Here is a 16,102-nt window from a genome sequence, read left to right as displayed (position 1 = left end):
ACCTGCGACCCGGTGCTACCCGGCACACACCCGCAGCTATCGAACCCGCACAAAACTCTCACCAGATCCCCGCCGCCCTGTCACACAGCGTTGCCACCGGCTCCGGGGCCGCTTTTTGGCCACACCCCCCGCCACACCCCCCGCCACACCCCCGCCGACGACCCTCTCGGGGACGCCGTCATACCAGAGGAGGACGGACGGGCCCTCCGGTGCGACCAAAGAAGGCCCCGGGAACGGGCACGCGGGCTGACGAATCGGGTACACGAACCGGCCAGGATGGAAACCGTCCCCACAGCTCACCCCACTGTGAACAGGAGTGCCCCCTCGTGACCACCACGCCCCTCGCACACCGCGCCACCGCCGTGGCCGCCCGCGCCACGGATCTGTCCAAGGTGTACGGACAGGGCGAGACCCAGGTGGTCGCTCTGGACCGGGTCAGCGTCGACTTCCGGCAGGCCGAGTTCACCGCGATCATGGGGCCGTCCGGCTCCGGCAAGTCCACCCTGATGCACTGCGTCGCCGGACTGGACACCTTCAGCTCCGGCTCGGTCCGCATCGGCGAGACCGAGCTGGGCTCCCTCAAGGACAAGCAGCTCACCCAGTTGCGCCGGGACAAGATCGGCTTCATATTCCAGGCGTTCAATCTGCTCCCCACGCTCAGCGCGCTGGAGAACATCACGCTCCCCATGGACATCGCCGGGCGCAAGCCCGACAAGGAGTGGCTGGAGACGGTCATCTCCATGGTCGGACTGCGCGACCGGCTCAGCCACCGCCCCACCGAGCTGTCCGGCGGACAGCAGCAGCGCGTCGCCGTGGCCCGCGCCCTCGCCTCCCGGCCGGAGATCATCTTCGGTGACGAGCCCACCGGAAACCTGGACTCCCGCTCCGGCGCCGAGGTGCTCGGCTTCCTCCGCAACTCCGTGCGCGAGCTGGGCCAGACCGTCGTGATGGTCACCCATGACGCGGTCGCCGCCTCCTACGCCGACCGGGTGATCTTCCTCGCCGACGGCCGGATCGTGAACGAGATGCTGCACCCCACCGCGGACGGCGTCCTCGACCAGATGAAGGCGTTCGACGCCAAGGGCCGGACCAGCTGACCCAGGCCGCCCAGCAGAACTCCGGCTCTCACCCCAGGACTCACTGACATGTTCCGTACCGCCCTGCGCAATGTGCTCGCGCACAAGGCCAGGCTGCTGATGACCGTGCTCGCCGTCATGCTCGGCGTCGCCTTCGTCTCCGGCACCCTGGTCTTCACCGACACCCTCGGCAACGCCTTCCGCAAACAGACGGCCAAGAGCTTCGACAGCACCGCCGTCGTGGTCTCCAGCCCCACCAGGGACAGCGGCGGCGGCCCGACCGAGACCGGGCTCTCCACCGCCGCCCTCAAGAAGATCCAGGGCGCGGACGGCGTCGCCGAGGCCACCGGACGGGTCTCCGGGTTCGCCGGAGTCGCCGATCAGAAGGGGAAGCTGATCGGCAGCGGCTGGACCAACACCGGGGCCAACCACTCCCCCGGCAAGGACGGCGAGGACGACGCGTACGACTTCGCCGACGGCTCCGGCCCGGTGAAGGCCGACCAGGTCGCCCTCGACCGGGCCACCGCCGACAAGGGCGAGTACAAGGTCGGCGACACCGTACGCGTCGCCACCAACGGCCCGGCGAAGGACTTCACCCTCTCCGGCGTCTTCACCACCGACGACGGAGCGGTGAACGCGGGCGGCAGCCTGGTCCTGTTCGAGACCGGGGTGGCCCAGAAGCTCTATCTGAAGCCCGGCCACTTCAGCGAGATCAACGTCGTCGCCGCCGGCGGGACCTCCGACGAGAAGGTGCTCGCGGCCGTCGAGCCGCTGCTGCCCGAGGGCGCCAAGGCCGAGACCGGCGCGGCGCTCGCCGACAAGCAGGCCAAGGAGATCGAGAGCGGCCTCAACCACCTCAACACGATGCTGCTCGCCTTCGCCGCGATCGCGCTCTTCGTCGGGGTCTTCCTGATCGCCAACACCTTCACCATGCTGGTCGCCCAGCGCACCAAGGAGCTGGCGCTGCTGCGCGCCGTCGGCGCCTCCCGCGGCCAGGTCAAGCGCTCGGTGATCACCGAGGCCGCGGTGGTCGGCGCGATCGCCTCCGCCGTCGGCTTCCTGCTGGGCCTCGGGCTCGCCTCCGGACTGCGCGCCGTGATGGGCTCGCTGGGCATGGAGCTGCCCGCCGGGCGGCTGGTCATCTCCTCCACCGCGGTCCTCGCCGCCTTCGGCGTCGGTGTGCTGATCACCGTCCTCGCCGCCTGGCTGCCCGCCCGCCGGGCCGCCCGCATCGCCCCGATGGCCGCGATGGGCAGCGCCCACGCGGTGGCCACCACCAAGTCCCTGGTCGTACGGAACTCCATCGGCGGCGTCATCACCCTCGCCGGAGCGGCGGCGATCCTCGCCGGGGCCGCGGCCAAGGGCGGCGACGGCCGGATGCTGATCGGGGCCGGCGCCTTCCTGGCGCTGATCGGTGTGATCGTGCTGATCCCGCTGCTCTCCCGGCCCGTGATCGCCCTGGTCCGGCCGGGGCTGCGCCGGGTGTTCGGCGTCGCCGGCAATCTCGCCGGGCAGAACGCGGTCCGCAACCCGCGCCGCACCGGGGCCACCGCCTCCGCGCTGGCCATCGGGCTCACCCTGGTCACCGGTCTCACCGTCATCGGCGTCACCGTGGGCCAGGCCATCGACAAGATGACCACCGACCACGTCCGCGCCGACTATGTGGTCACCATGGCCAGCGGCGACCCGCTGGACGGCTCGGCGCTCGCCGCGCTGGAGAAGGCCGACGGCGTCAGCGCGGTCTCCGGCCAGCAGGCGTTCTTCCTGAAGATCGGCGGCGAGGAGCGGGCCGTCTCCGCGGTCAGCCCCACCGATGTGGACGAGGTCCTCCGGCTGAAGACCGTCGCCGGCTCGCTCGACTCCCTCGCCGACGGCCAGGTCGCCGTCGCCGAGGAGACCGCCGAGAAGAACGGCTGGAAGCCCGGCGACACCCTGTCGGCGAGCTTCGCCCGGGACGGCGACCCGAAGAAGACCGAGCAGCGGAAGCTGACGGTCGGCGCGGTCTACGAGAAGAACGAGTTCGTCTCCCCGTTCGTCGTCTCCGCCGCCGTGGTCGCCGCGTACGACCCGACCCCGGACATCCGCGAGATCTGGGTGTCGATGGACGGCGGCGAGACCGCCGCCAATGAGCAGGCCCTGGTGAAGGCGCTGGGCGACAACCCCGGCATGAACATCATGGACAAGCAGGAGCTGCGCGACGAGTTCGGCGGCATGATCAACGACATGCTGAACATCATGTACGGGCTGCTGGCCATGGCCCTGGTCATCGCGGTGCTCGGGGTCGTCAACACCCTGGCGATGTCGGTGTTCGAGCGTCAGCAGGAGATCGGCATGCTGCGGGCGATCGGCCTCGACCGCGGCCGGGTCAAGCGCATGATCCGTCTGGAGGCGGTGGTGATCTCGCTCTTCGGCGCGCTGATCGGCGTCGGCCTCGGCGGCTTCCTCGGCTGGGCGATCGGCGAGACGCTCCGCAGCAGCATCCCCGAGTACACCCTCGTGCTGCCGTGGGAGCGGCTGGGACTCTTCCTGCTGCTCGCCGGCGTGGTCGGGGTGCTGGCCGCGATGTGGCCGGCCCGCAGCGCCGCCCGGCTGAACATGCTGACGGCCATCAAGACGGAGTAGCCGCCCCGGCGGCGGACGGGCCCCGCGGGGGAGAGCTGTACGGCTCTCCCCCGCGGGGCCCTTCGCACGGGCGGGTGCGATCAGTTCCAGGTACGGGCCCGCAGCGGCAGCCCGGAGTCCCCGCCCTCCGCGGTCTTCACGGCCAGGATCTGGTTCACACCGATCCTGTTGTGCTCGAAGGCGAGCGCGCAGGCGGCCATGTACAGCAGCCAGACCCGGGCCCGCCCGAAGGAGGTGAGGCGTACGGCCTGCTCCCAGTTCGTCTCCAGATTGGCGACCCAGCGGCGCAGGGTCAGGGCGTAGTGCTCACGGATCGACTCCACGTCCCGCGCCTCGAAGCCCGCCTCCTCCAGCAGGGAGACGGTCCGGCCGAGGGGGGACAGCTCCCCGTCGGGGAAGACGTAGCGGTCGATGAAGGGGTCCACCCGATAGGCGCCCTCGTCCTTCTCGGGGCGGCGGGCGATCTGGTGGTTGAGCAGCCGCCCGCCGGGCTTCAGCAGCCCGTGGAGGAGCCGGGCGTACTCCAGATAGCGGACCGCGCCCACGTGTTCCGCCATCCCGATGGAGGAGATCGCGTCGTACGGGCCGTCCTTGACGTCCCGGTAGTCCTGAACGCGGATCTCGATCCGGTCGGTGAGCCCGGCCTCGGCGATGCGCTTGCGGGCGTAGGCGGCCTGCTCCCGGGAGATGGTGACGCCGGTGACGGTGACGCCGTACTCACGGGCGGCGTGCATGGCCATCGAGCCCCAGCCGCAGCCGACGTCGAGGAGCCGCTCGCCCTCGCGGAGGCCGAGCTTGCGGCAGACGAGATCGAGCTTCTCCCGCTGGGCGTCCTCCAGCGACGCGGCCTCGTCCCAGTAGGCGCAGGAGTAGACCATGGACGGGCCGAGGACCAGCTCGTAGAAGGGATTGCCCACGTCGTAGTGGTGGCTGATGGCCTGCCGATCGCGCCACTTGGTGTGCGGGCCGCCTCTTCGGCGGCGGGCCTCCTCGACGGGCGGCCGGGGCGGGGGCAGCGCGCCGCCCAGCTCGATCAGGGTGCGGGCCGCGGCGAGCAGTCTCGGGTCGCGCGGCGAGACGCCGTCGCCGTCCCGCTCCCACACGATGCCCGAGAGCCGGTCCAGGGCGGTGTACAGATCGCCTTCGACGTCGATGTCCCCGGCGACCCAGGCCCGGGCGAGTCCCAGCTCGCCCGGCTGCCACAACAGCCTCCGCAGCGCCCGCCGGTGCCGCAGGACCAGCACCGGTCCGTCGGGCGGGCCCGACTCGGAGCCGTCCCACGCCCGCAGGCGGACGGGGAAGGGAGTGTTGAGCAGTTCTTCGGCTAAGGTCGTCAGCCGCAGTGCGGCGTCGGCCATGACGCACACCTCCGTGGTGGTGATTCCGCTGCCTCGGGGTCCTCGGTTCCATGCCCCGCTCACTGGGGACAACAAGTCGGGCACTGTGCGTGCTTCCCGTCTGGACACGATCTCGCACAGATTTCTGGGCGAGCCCCTCGCACGGCGGTTGCCGAGACGACCGGCCGGGTGGACCGGGCGACGGTTTCCGGACAGCGGCCGGCACTCCCGATCTGGTGCGGACATGCCGAAGGGCCGTCCGCACCACGGATGGCGGACGGCCCTTCGGTCAGGTTTCCTGGCTGGTCAGGAGGCCTTGGCCTTCTCCGGAGCGGGAGTGGAGACCGGGGCCGGGGCGGGCTTGGCCGCCTCGTAGAACTCCTCGCGCGGCGACTCGATCGCACCGAGCGAGACGACCTCGCGCTTGAGGAACATCTGGAGCGTCCAGTCGGCGAAGACCCGGATCTTGCGGTTCCAGGTCGGCATGGCCATGCCGTGGTAGCCACGGTGCATGTACCACGCGAGCCGGCCGCGCAGCTTGATCTTCATCTTGCCCATGACGATCATCGCGACGCCCTTGTGCAGGCCGAGACCGGCGACCGCACCCTTGTTGGCGTGGCTGTAGTCCTTCTGCGGGAAGCCGCGCATCCCGGAGATGACGTTGTCGCCGAGGAGCTTGGCCTGGCGCAGCGCGTGCTGGGCGTTCGGCGGGCACCAGGCGTTCTCGACCCCGGCCTTGCGGGCGGCGAGGTCGGGGACCTGGGCGTTGTCGCCCGCGGCCCAGACGTAGTCGGTGCCCTGCACCTGAAGGGTGGTGGCGGTGTCCACATGGCCGCGGGGGCCGAGCGGCAGGCCGTAGCGGGCGAGCGCCGGGTTGGGCTTCACGCCGGCGGTCCACACGATGGTGCTGGAGTCGACCTCCAGGCCGTTCTTCAGCACGACGTGGCCGTCGACGCAGGAGTCCATCGAGGTCGAGAGGTAGATCTCGACGCCGCGGCCCTCCAGGTGCTCCTTGCCGTACGCGCCGAGCTTGGGCCCGACCTCGGGAAGGATCTTGTCGGCCGCGTCGACCAGGATGAAGCGCATGTCCTCGCGCTTCACGTTGTTGTAGTACTTGGCCGCGTCGCGGGCCAGGTCCTCGACCTCGCCGATGGTCTCGGCGCCGGCGAAGCCGCCGCCGACGAAGACGAAGGTCAGGGCCTTGCGGCGGACCTCCTCATCGGTGGTGGAGTCGGCCTTGTCGAGCTGCTCCAGCACGTGGTTCCGCAGGCCGATGGCCTCCTCGATGCCCTTCATGCCGATGCCCTGCTCGGCGAGTCCGGGGATCGGGAAGGTCCGGGAGATCGCACCGAGGGCGACCACCAGATAGTCGAAGGGAAGCTCGTAGGCGTCGCCGACCAGCGGGGCGACGGTGGCCACCTTGCGGTCCTGGTCGATGGTGGTGACCCGGCCCGTGAGCACCTCGGCCTTCGGGAGCACGCGTCGCAGCGGGACGACGACGTGCCGAGGCGAGATGCTGCCGGCGGCGGCTTCGGGCAGGAAGGGCTGGTACGTCATGTACGAGCGCGGGTCGACGACCGTGACGGTCGCTTCGCCATACCGCATCTTCTTCAGAATGCGGCGCGCCGCGTACAGGCCTACGTACCCACCGCCTACGACGAGGATCCTGGGACGCTCCGTGGTGCTCATGCCATCGAGTATCCACCCCGTCGGTAGGGGGTGCTCGTGAGCCCCTTCACAAGGAGTGGGGTGACCTCTGCTACACTACGCGGCCCCCGTCCCGGGGATCATGGCTCCGCGAAGGAACCAGAAGCCTTCCCCCGGCCCGGTGAACCCCTTGTGAGCTGGCCTTTAACCCTTCCTTACAAAGGAACCACACCCAGGGTGCGGCCGACCGACATTTCCCCCGGACCGTCCGATCCCCCCGCCGGAGGGCCGAACGGCCCCCCGGAGAGGGGCTTTCGGCCTCCCAGAGCGCCCATCAGGGCTCTTTTCCTTGTGAAGAACTTCACGAACTTCTTCAGCGGGCGATGGACCAGGCGATCCCGTCGAGGATGTCGTGCTCGCTCACGACGACCTCCGCGGCGCCGGTCCGCTCCATCACCGCGAGCAGTACGAGGGCTCCCGCGACGATGACGTCGACCCGGCCCGGGTGCATGACGGGGATGGCCGCGCGCTCGGCGTGGGTGGCGGCCGCGAGGCTCCGGGCGATCTCCGCGACCCGCTCGTACGGGATCCGCGCGTGGTGGATCGCGGCCGAGTCGTACGCGTCCAGACCCAGGGCGATCCCGGCGACGGTGGTGACCGTCCCGGCCAGGCCCACCAGGGTGCGGGCGCCGTCCAGCGGCACCGACTCCGCCGCGAGGTCCAGCGCGGCGTCGGCGTCGGCGCGGACGGCGGCCAGCTCGGCGGGGGCGGGCGGATCGCCGCGGATGTGGCGCTCGGTCAGCCGGACGCAGCCGATGTCGACGGAGCGGGCGGCCTCGACGTGCGCCCGGCCCAGGACGAACTCGGTGGAGCCGCCGCCGATGTCCACGACCAGGCGCTCCTCGTGGCCGGGCAGCTCCTTGGTGGCCCCGGTGAAGGAGAACTCGGCCTCCTGGTCGCCGGTGATGACCTCGGGCTCGACGCCGAGGATGTCCAGCACCCCGTCGACGAACTCCGCGCGGTTCTCGGCGTCGCGGGAGGCGGAGGTGGCGACGAAGCGGACCGCGTCCGCGCCGTGCTCCTTGATGACCGCCGCGTACTCACGGCAGGCGGCGAAGGTCCGCTCCAGCGCCTCGGGGGCCAGCCGGCCGGTGCGGTCGACGCCCTGGCCGAGCCGGACGATGGTCATCCGCCGGTCCAGCTCGACCAGTCCGCCCGTGGCCGGGTCGGCGTCGGCGACGAGCAGCCGGATGGAGTTGGTACCGCAGTCGACGGCGGCGACCCGGGTCATACGCGCTCCTCGGGGAGGGATCGGGGGATCAGGCTTCCACGGGCGCGCACGGCGTCACGCACGGGCCCTTGCGCCACCACTCGGGCAGCATGGCGATCGCCTCGTCGCCCAGCGGATTGACCCCGGGGCCCGCCGCCAGCGAGTGGCCGACCAGGACGTGCAGACACTTCACCCGGTCGGGCATGCCGCCCGCGCTGGGGAAGCCCTGGAGCACCTCGATCTCGTCGCGGCGCGCGATGTAGTCCTCGTGCGCCGCGCGGTACGCCGCCGCCAGCTCCGGGTCCGTCGCCAGCCGCTCGGTCATCTCCTTCATGACCCCGTTCGCCTCCAGCGTGCCGATCGCCGACGCGGCCCGCGGGCAGGTCAGGTAGTACAGCGTGGGGAAGGGGGTGCCGTCGGGCAGCCGGGGCGCGGTCTCGACGACGTCCGGCAGCCCGCAGGGGCAGCGGTGCGCGATGGTGCGCAGCCCGCGCGGCGGGCGGCCGAGCTGCTCTTTGAACGCCGCGATGTCCGCGTCGGTCGGCTCGGTGGGTGCGGTGTGGGGAGGAGGGGTTTCCATGCCTGCCTTGGCTCTAACAGTTCCGTGATTCTGCCCGGCGGTGCCGCCGGTGTGGTGCGGTGTCGCCGGTCCGGCCGGCGGCCGGGCCCGGCGGCGTCAGCGGCGGTCCGCGTCGTCGACGCCGTCCCAGACGTTGGAGTACCAGGGCCGGTCGGCCGAACCGTCCTCGGTGCGCCGCTGTTCCACGACGTCCGGGTCGATCATCGTGTATCCGGTCTCCCCGGGCAGCACATAGTGCAGATGCTCCCGGGCGAGCCGCCGGACGTACTGGTCGTCCGCCAGCCGGGCCTTCTCGTCCCGGAGGCGTTCGACCTGCTCCCGGGCGTCGGCCATCCGTTCGCGCTGCTCGGCCATGTCGCCGCGCTGGGAGACGTACTGCCGCATGGGGTAGGCCAGGGCCACGACCAGCGAGCAGACGATGAGCGCGAGGAAGGCCGCGCGCCCGGTGAGCCGGGAGCGGCGGGCCTGGCGGCGGGTCTGGGAGCGGTAGACACGGGCGGCGGTCTGCTCGCCGAGCAGCCGCAGCCTGGTCGCGGTGGAGAACCGGTCGCGGTTCTTCCCGGCCATGTCGTTCCGCCTCCCCTGCTCCCGCTCGGTGCGCGGTCCTCACGTACATACGTCCCCGGACACGGTACGGGACCGCGGCCGGGGACGTGTGGACGACGGGGCTGGACGACGGGCCGCCCCGCCGTCCGGGCCGGTCCCGGGGGCCGCCGCCGGCCCCCGGGGCGGATCAGCCCTTGAAGCGGGGGAACGCGCTCCGCCCGGCGTACACCGCGGCGTCGTCGAGGATCTCCTCGATGCGCAGCAGCTGGTTGTACTTGGCGACGCGCTCGGAGCGGGCCGGGGCGCCGGTCTTGATCTGGCCGCAGTTGGTGGCGACGGCCAGGTCGGCGATGGTGACGTCCTCGGTCTCGCCGGAGCGGTGGGACATCATGCACTTGAAGCCGTTGCGCTGGGCCAGCTCGACGGCGTCCAGGGTCTCGGTCAGCGAGCCGATCTGGTTGACCTTGACGAGGAGGGCGTTGGCGGCGCCTTCCTCGATGCCGCGGCCCAGACGCTCCGGGTTGGTGACGAAGAGGTCGTCGCCGACGATCTGGACCTTGGAGCCCAGCTTGTCGGTGAGGGCCTTCCAGCCGTCCCAGTCGTCCTCGAAGAGCGGGTCCTCGATGGAGACCAGCGGGTAGGCCGCGACCAGCTCCTCGTAGTACTCGGTCATCTCGGCGGCCGAGCGGGACTTGCCCTCGAACGCGTAGACGCCGTCCTTGTAGAACTCGGAGGCGGCGACGTCGAGCGCGAGCGCGATGTCGGTGCCCGGGGTGTAGCCGGCCTCCTTGATGGCCTCGAGGATGAGGTCGAGCGCGGCGCGGTTGGAGTCGAGGTTCGGCGCGAAACCGCCCTCGTCGCCGAGGCCGGTGGACAGGCCCTTCTGCTTCAGGACCTTCTTGAGCGTGTGGTAGACCTCGGTGCCCCAGCGCAGCGCCTCGGAGAAGGACTCCGCGCCGATCGGGGCGATCATGAACTCCTGGATGTCCACATTGGAGTCGGCGTGCGAGCCGCCGTTCAGGATGTTCATCATCGGAACGGGCAGCAGGTGCGCGTTCGGGCCGCCGAGGTAGCGGAAGAGCGGCAGGTCGGAGGCCTCGGAGGCGGCGTGGGCCACCGCGAGGGAGACGCCGAGGATGGCGTTGGCGCCGAGCGAGCCCTTGTTGTCGGTGGCGTCCAGGTCGAACATGGCCTGGTCGATCAGCCGCTGCTCGGTGGCGTCGTAGCCGACCAGCTCGGGGCCGATCTGCTCGATGACGGCGAGGACGGCCTTCTCGACGCCCTTGCCGAGGTAGCGGTTCTGGTCGCCGTCGCGAAGCTCGATGGCTTCGAAGGCACCGGTGGAGGCGCCGGACGGCACTGCAGCACGACCCGTGCTGCCGTCGTCGAGGCCAACCTCGACCTCGACCGTGGGATTGCCTCGGGAGTCCAGGATTTCCCGGGCTACGACGACGTCGATGGACGGCACGAGCATCTCCTTCTGGGATGTGACGCGTGAAGTGCAGGGTCTCTTTGGCCTTGCGACAAGAGCCTAACCGGCGGGCGGGTCCCGCCCTGCGGATGCCCGCCCCCTGGGACGAAAAAGGGGGTGAAGTCCAGCTCCCGGGGACGGACCGACCCTGCCTACTGACTGGTAACACAAGAGAGCCCCGGTCCGCGCGTTCGGGGGAAGCGCGCGGACCGGGGCGTTCCGCGACCCGCGGAGGGGCGGGGCCACGGCTCGGGTCGTACGGTCGGGCGGGGCGGCCCGGGGCGCCGGCCGCGAGGGCCGGCGGGGTGCGTCAGCTCAGGTCGAGCTGCTGGCCCACGTAGATGACGTCAGCGTCGTCGACGATGTCCTTGTTCAGCTCGAAGAGCTTGGACCAGCCGCCGTCGACCTTCTCGGCCGCGGCGATGGTGCTGAGGGTGTCGCCGGCCTTGACCTCGTACTCGCCGTCGCCCTTCTGGTAGCCGCCGGCGGGCTTCGACTGCGGCTGCTGCGCGGGCTGCGGGGCGGCGGCCGGGGCCTCGGTGCGCTCGGAGCGGGTGGTCGGGGCCTCGGTGCGCTGCTCGGGCTGGGCCTGCTGCGGGGCCTGCTGCTGCGGGGCCTGCTCGGCCTTCGGCTGGGTCTTCGGCTGCGGGGCCGCCTCGGCGGAGCCGCCGCCGTACGCGGCGTTGGACAGGCCGACGCCGCAGCTCGGCCACGCGCCCTTGCCCTGGCCGGCGAGGACCTTCTCGGCGATCTGGATCTGCTGGGCCTTGGACGCCTTGTCGGCGGTGGAGGCGTACGCGGTGCCGCCGTAACCGGCCCAGGTGGAGGCCGAGAACTGGAGGCCGCCGTAGTAGCCGTTGCCGGTGTTGATGGACCAATTGCCGCCGGACTCGCACTGGGCGACCTTGTCCCACTCGGCGGCGGTGGCCGCGGAGGCGGTGGAGGCGCCGATCAGCGGGGCGGCGACGGCCGCACCGGTGACACCGGCGAACGTGACGATACGGACAGCCTTGGACGGGCGGCGGTGCTTGCCCTTGCCGGAAAACAGCATGGAACGTCTCCTCACCGACGCCTACGAGGTGAGCTGTCGGGTTCGGGCCAAGTGAGTTGCCCGGTCACGCGTCCTTGCGCGCGACTTCACCCCTAGCCGGTTCCCGCCGTCGGATTCGACGGCCGGCGCCCGGCGCTTACCTGGGTCCCCCGCTCCTGCCTTCGGCGCACTGAGCGTCGTGTTCCCCCGACCGACGGCAGGATTCGGCGTGACGGTCGTGGTGCCCGCGGTGGCGAGCGGTTCAGACCGTAAGCGCACCTCTCCCCGATGTTCAAAGGAGAACATCGGGGAGAAATCGCCCATCGCGCCACTCCGGTACCTTGCGTTTCCGCAGGTCGGGCCTGGAATGCGAGATTCCGGAAGGCTATGTGGGCCAGTTACCGCAAAGAGACCCTTGTCTCATTTGAGCAAACTAGGACAGAGGGCATCGAACTGCCCCTACTTCGAGGCGAGGTCGAGGTTCTGGCCCGGGTGGATGAGATCGGGGTCGGAGCCCACGGTCTCGCGGTTCTCCTCATAGAGGGCGTTCCAGCCGCCGTCCAGCTTCTGCGCCTGGGCGATGGCCCAGAGGCTGTCGCCGGGCCGGACGGTGTACGCGCCGTCCTTCTCCTCCGCCTTGCCCTCCGCGGCCTCGTCCGCCGTCTTCTCGACGGCGTCACGGGCCGGGGACTCGCCCCGGGAGGGGTGTCCGGCGTCCGCCTCGCGCTCGGCGACCGGATCGCCGGTCGCGGTCCCGTCCTCGGGTACGGCCGTCTCGTCCTGCCCGTCGGAGCGGGGCGGTCCGCCGGCGGCGGGGGCGCCGTCCGACCCGTTCCCCGCCTTGGCGTCGTCCGTACGGTTCGAGCCGGTCGCCGGCTCCTCGGCGGGCTCGCCCCGGTGCTTGCCGGAGCCCTCGGGCTTCCCGGCGGGCTTCTCGGCGGCCTTGTCGGCCTTCTCGGCCTTCTCGGTGGCCTTGTCCGCCTTCTCCGTGGCCTTCCCCGCCTCCTCGGCGGCCTTCTCCGTCTTCTTGGCGACCTCCCGGTCGGCGCCGGGGCCGGTGCCGCCGGCTCTGTCCGCGCCGCTGCCCACGCCCTGGGTCGGACCCGGGGCCGGAGCCTTCGACTCCTTCGCCGCGCGCTCGGCCTTCTCGGCCGGGCTCGGGGAGGAGGACGGCTCCGTGCCGCCGGCGTCGGCCCCGAGGGTGAGACCCGCCATCGCGGCGCAGGAGGCCCAAGCCTTCGCGCCCTGTGCCGCAAGTACCTTCTCGGCCACATCTATCTGCTGCGAGCGGCTCGCGAGGTCGGCGCGGGAGGCGTACTCCGTACCGCCGAAGGCCTCCCAGGTCTCCTGGGAGAACTGGAGCCCGCCGTAGTAGCCGTTGCCGGTGTCGGCGCTCCACGCGCCGCCGCTCTCGCACTCCGCGACCCGGTCCCATGTCGTGGACTCGACCGCGGCCGCCGAACCCGCGCCGAGCAGGGGGATCGCGATGGCCGATCCCGTCACCCCCGCCGCGACGACGAGAGCCGGAACCTGGCGGGGTCGGCGATGTCGCCCATTCCCGGAGAGCATACGGTTGCCTTTCGCCTGACTGCTTGAGACGGGGTGAACGTAGCCGCACTCGAACACGCGTCACAAGTCGATGCAGCGGAGATCACGCGAAAGTCACAATCCTGACGGACCGTCAATTCAACGCCCCGTGAACTCCACCGGCAGGGTCCGCAATCCACGCATAATCAGCCCTCCGCGCCATCGCAGATCCGCCGGATCCGCGGCCAGCCGAAGGTCCGGCAGCCTTCTGAGCAGGGTGGCGATGGCCGTCTGCCCCTCCAGCCGGGCGAGCGGCGCGCCGAGGCAGTAGTGGATGCCGTGCCCGTACCCCAAGTGCTGGTTGTCGCGCCGGGAAAGGTCGAGTACGTCCGGTTCCGAAAATCTCTCCGGATCGCGGTCCGCGGCGGCCAGCACCACGAGCACCGGATCCCCCGCCGCGATCCGCTCGCCGCCGAGGACCAGTTCCTCGGTGGCGAACCGCCATGTGGCCACCTCGACCGGCCCGTCGTACCGCAGCAGCTCCTCCAGTCCGGTCGCCAGCAGCCCGCTCTCGCCCGCCGCCAGGGACGCCTGGAGGCGCTCGCGCTCGGCCGGTTCGCGCAGCAGCGCGTAGACGCCGTTGCCGATCAGATTGACGGTGGTCTCGAAGCCCGCGAAGAGAAGAATGAAGGCCATCGCGGCGGCCTCGTTCTCGGTGAGATGCTCGCCGTGGTCACTGGCCCGGATCAGCCCGGAGATCAGATCGTCGCCCAGGTTCTCGCGTTTACGGTGAATCAGCTCGACGAGATAGCCGCGCATTTTCTTCACCGAGCGCGCGACACCGCCTCTCGGGCCGCCGCCGTGACGAATCATCATTCCGGCCCAGTCCCGGAAGTCATCCTGATCCTCCCGGGGGACGCCCAGCAGGTCACAGATGGCGTAGATGGGGAGCGGAAAGGCGAACTCATGGATCAGATCCGCCTCCCCGCGCTCGATGAAGCCGTCGATGAGGGTGTCGGTCAGCTCCTGGACCCGGGGTGCGAATTCGGCCACTCGGCGTGGAGTGAATGCCTTGGACACCAACCGGCGCAGCCGGGTGTGGTCCGGGGGGTCGATATTGAGCAGATGAGTCATCAGCTCGGCCTTGCGCTCCCCCGGAATACCGGTTTTGCCCTTGGCGTGCGCCGGCTCGTCATGATGCGCCGGATTCTTCGACAGCCGCTGATCCGCGAGCGCCTGCCGCGCGTCGGCGTACCGCGTCACGAGCCACGCCTCGACCCCGCTGGGGAGGCGGGTGCGGTGGACGGGGGCGTGGGTGCGGAGCCAGGCGTAGGCGGGGTAGGGGTTGGTGGCGAACTCCCACGTGAAGAGTTCTGGGGTGGGGGTGGGGGTGGGGGGCGGGGGGCTGCTCACCCCCCGACCGTATCCGCCCCGCGCGGGGCCTCGCCGACGCGGGGCTCAAGCGAACTCAGCCCCGCCGGCGTTTGCGCCGCAGGCCGGGCAAACCTGGCCCCGCCGGGATTGAGGCGCGGGGCTCAGGCAAACCCAGCCCCGCCGGCGATTGAGGCGCGGGGGCTCGGGGGCTGGCCCCCGACAACGGCCCGCACCCACGGGACCAGGTCCGTCCTCAAACGCCGGACGGGCTGGAACATGGGCCACAGGCCCCCACGACAGCCAGCACCCCACAGCACAGGTCCGTCCTCAAACGCCGGACGGGCTGGAACTTGCGCCACAGGCCGGGCAAACCTGGCCAGCCGGGATTGAGGTTCGGGGGCTCAGGCAGACCCAGCCCCGCCGGCGATTGAGGCGCGGGGCTCAGGCAGACCCAGCCCCGCCGGCGATTGAGGCGCGAAGGCTCAAGCAAACCCAGCCCCGCCGGCGATTGAGGCGCGAAGGCTCAAGCAAACCCAGCCCCGCCGGCGATTGAGGCGCGGGGGGTCGGGGGCAGGGTGCCCGGCGGTGGCACGGGTGGGGCGAGGGGGATCAGGAGGGGGAAGGGTGGGGTTCGGCGGTGCGGATGGCGGTGTGGTAGGCACGGGCGGCGGCGCGAAGGGCGGCCTCCGGGTCGACGCCGGCCGCCTCGGCCCGCACCGCCAGCGCGAGCAGCTCGTACCCCACCCCCTCCCCCTCCGGCAGCGGCACCTCCAGCCCCGCCGCCCGCGCCCGGAACGCCAGCTTCGCCGCCAGCGCCAGCCCCGGCTGCCCCAGCGGCACCCCGTCCGTCACCGACTCCCGCTCCTTCTCGACCGCCTTCATCCGCAGCCACTGCTCCCGCACCTCCTCCGGCGTCTCCGCCCGCGCGTCGCCGAAGACATGCGGATGCCGGTGGATCAGCTTCTCCACGATCGTCCCGGCCACATCGTCGACGGAGAACGGCTCCTCGCCGTCCTCCTCGGCGATCCGGGCGTGGAAGACGACCTGGAGCAGAACGTCCCCCAGCTCCTCGCGCAGCTCGTCGCGGTCGCCGTCCTCGATCGCCTCGACCAGTTCGTACGCCTCCTCGATGCCGTACTTCGCGAGGCCCTGGTGGGTCTGCCCGGAGGCCCACGGGCACTCCGCGCGGATCCGGTCCATGATCTGGACGAGATCGAGGAGCCGGGCCCCGGGGAGGTCGTACGAGCCGGGCAGCAGCTCCAGGTCGGGCATCCGCTCCCGGCCCGAGCCCGCGAGCCGGGCCAGCCCGTCGGTGAGCGGCCCGTCGCCCTCGCCGGCGGCGATGACGACGACGGTCACGCCCCCGGCGCAGGCGTCGACCAGTTCGCGGGCGGAGGGCGCGGCGATCTCGACCTCGACGCCCGCCTCACGGAGATAGGGGAGCTGGGGGTGCGCGGCGTCGGCGCACAGCACCCGCCCGGCCGTGCGCAGCGTCTGCCACGCGGGCCAGGACAGCAGCCCCGGGGCGACGCGATGGCTGGCGGTGAGCAGGACGATGCGGCCGGTGGCGGGGTGTTCTGTGGTCACCCCTCGAACCTACCTCCCGGCCGAGGGGCGCGGCC

At 71.4% G+C, this 16,102-nt stretch carries 12 protein-coding genes and 1 riboswitch; of the genes, 2 read left to right on the top strand and 10 right to left on the bottom strand.

Annotated elements, in window-relative coordinates; genetic code table 11:
* The first annotated feature begins 326 nt into the window (after positions 1 to 326).
* Together ACF089_RS24780 and ACF089_RS24775 are read left to right on the top strand one after the other, a co-directional pair.
* Entirely contained in the window at positions 327 to 1,097 is a 771-nt protein-coding gene (locus ACF089_RS24780) for an ABC transporter ATP-binding protein (RefSeq protein WP_392030361.1), read from the top strand.
* A 48-nt stretch (positions 1,098 to 1,145) separates the two neighbouring features.
* The gene (locus tag ACF089_RS24775) at positions 1,146 to 3,698 is read left to right on the top strand and encodes an ABC transporter permease (RefSeq protein WP_392030358.1); all 2,553 of its coding nucleotides are present in this window, start codon (positions 1,146 to 1,148) and stop codon (positions 3,696 to 3,698) included.
* Positions 3,699 to 3,778: 80 nt separating this feature from the next.
* Here ACF089_RS24775 and ACF089_RS24770 read toward each other — a convergent pair whose 3' ends face one another.
* The 10 genes from ACF089_RS24770 to ACF089_RS24725 form a co-directional block, all read right to left on the bottom strand.
* Complete coding sequence (locus tag ACF089_RS24770; protein WP_392030355.1) at positions 3,779 to 5,056, bottom strand: class I SAM-dependent methyltransferase; 1,278 nt, start codon at positions 5,054 to 5,056, stop codon at positions 3,779 to 3,781.
* A 285-nt stretch (positions 5,057 to 5,341) separates the two neighbouring features.
* Complete coding sequence (locus ACF089_RS24765) at positions 5,342 to 6,724, bottom strand: NAD(P)/FAD-dependent oxidoreductase (protein WP_392030352.1); 1,383 nt, start codon at positions 6,722 to 6,724, stop codon at positions 5,342 to 5,344.
* A 331-nt stretch (positions 6,725 to 7,055) separates the two neighbouring features.
* Entirely contained in the window at positions 7,056 to 7,973 is a 918-nt protein-coding gene (locus ACF089_RS24760) for an exopolyphosphatase (RefSeq protein WP_392030349.1), read from the bottom strand.
* Between the two features lie 28 nt (positions 7,974 to 8,001).
* Positions 8,002 to 8,532, bottom strand: coding sequence for a DUF501 domain-containing protein (locus ACF089_RS24755; protein WP_392030346.1), 531 nt, complete (start codon positions 8,530 to 8,532; stop codon positions 8,002 to 8,004).
* Positions 8,533 to 8,628: 96 nt separating this feature from the next.
* Complete coding sequence (locus ACF089_RS24750; RefSeq protein ID WP_392030343.1) at positions 8,629 to 9,099, bottom strand: septum formation initiator family protein; 471 nt, start codon at positions 9,097 to 9,099, stop codon at positions 8,629 to 8,631.
* 166 nt (positions 9,100 to 9,265) lie between these two features.
* Positions 9,266 to 10,552: a phosphopyruvate hydratase gene (gene eno / locus ACF089_RS24745; protein ID WP_392030341.1), complete on the bottom strand. Its 1,287-nt coding sequence runs from the start codon at positions 10,550 to 10,552 to the stop codon at positions 9,266 to 9,268.
* Positions 10,553 to 10,859: 307 nt separating this feature from the next.
* On the bottom strand, positions 10,860 to 11,600 hold the full coding sequence (locus ACF089_RS24740; protein WP_392030338.1) for a transglycosylase family protein: 741 nt from the start codon (positions 11,598 to 11,600) through the stop codon (positions 10,860 to 10,862).
* Positions 11,601 to 11,603: 3 nt separating this feature from the next.
* Positions 11,604 to 11,777, bottom strand: a riboswitch (cyclic di-AMP (ydaO/yuaA leader).
* A gap of 261 nt (positions 11,778 to 12,038) precedes the next feature.
* Positions 12,039 to 13,082, bottom strand: coding sequence for a transglycosylase family protein (locus tag ACF089_RS24735; protein WP_392030335.1), 1,044 nt, complete (start codon positions 13,080 to 13,082; stop codon positions 12,039 to 12,041).
* Between the two features lie 183 nt (positions 13,083 to 13,265).
* Complete coding sequence (locus tag ACF089_RS24730) at positions 13,266 to 14,519, bottom strand: cytochrome P450 (RefSeq protein ID WP_392030332.1); 1,254 nt, start codon at positions 14,517 to 14,519, stop codon at positions 13,266 to 13,268.
* Between the two features lie 570 nt (positions 14,520 to 15,089).
* Positions 15,090 to 16,067, bottom strand: a complete 978-nt coding sequence (locus ACF089_RS24725) for a nucleoside triphosphate pyrophosphohydrolase (protein WP_392030329.1) — start codon at positions 16,065 to 16,067, stop codon at positions 15,090 to 15,092.
* Positions 16,068 to 16,102: the final 35 nt, after the last annotated feature.

This window comes from Streptomyces sp. NPDC014894, from assembly GCF_043080985.1.
Lineage (GTDB): Bacteria > Actinomycetota > Actinomycetes > Streptomycetales > Streptomycetaceae > Streptomyces.
The sequence above is the reverse complement of the archived record's forward strand: the minus strand, read 5'-3'. Positions and strand labels throughout refer to the sequence as shown.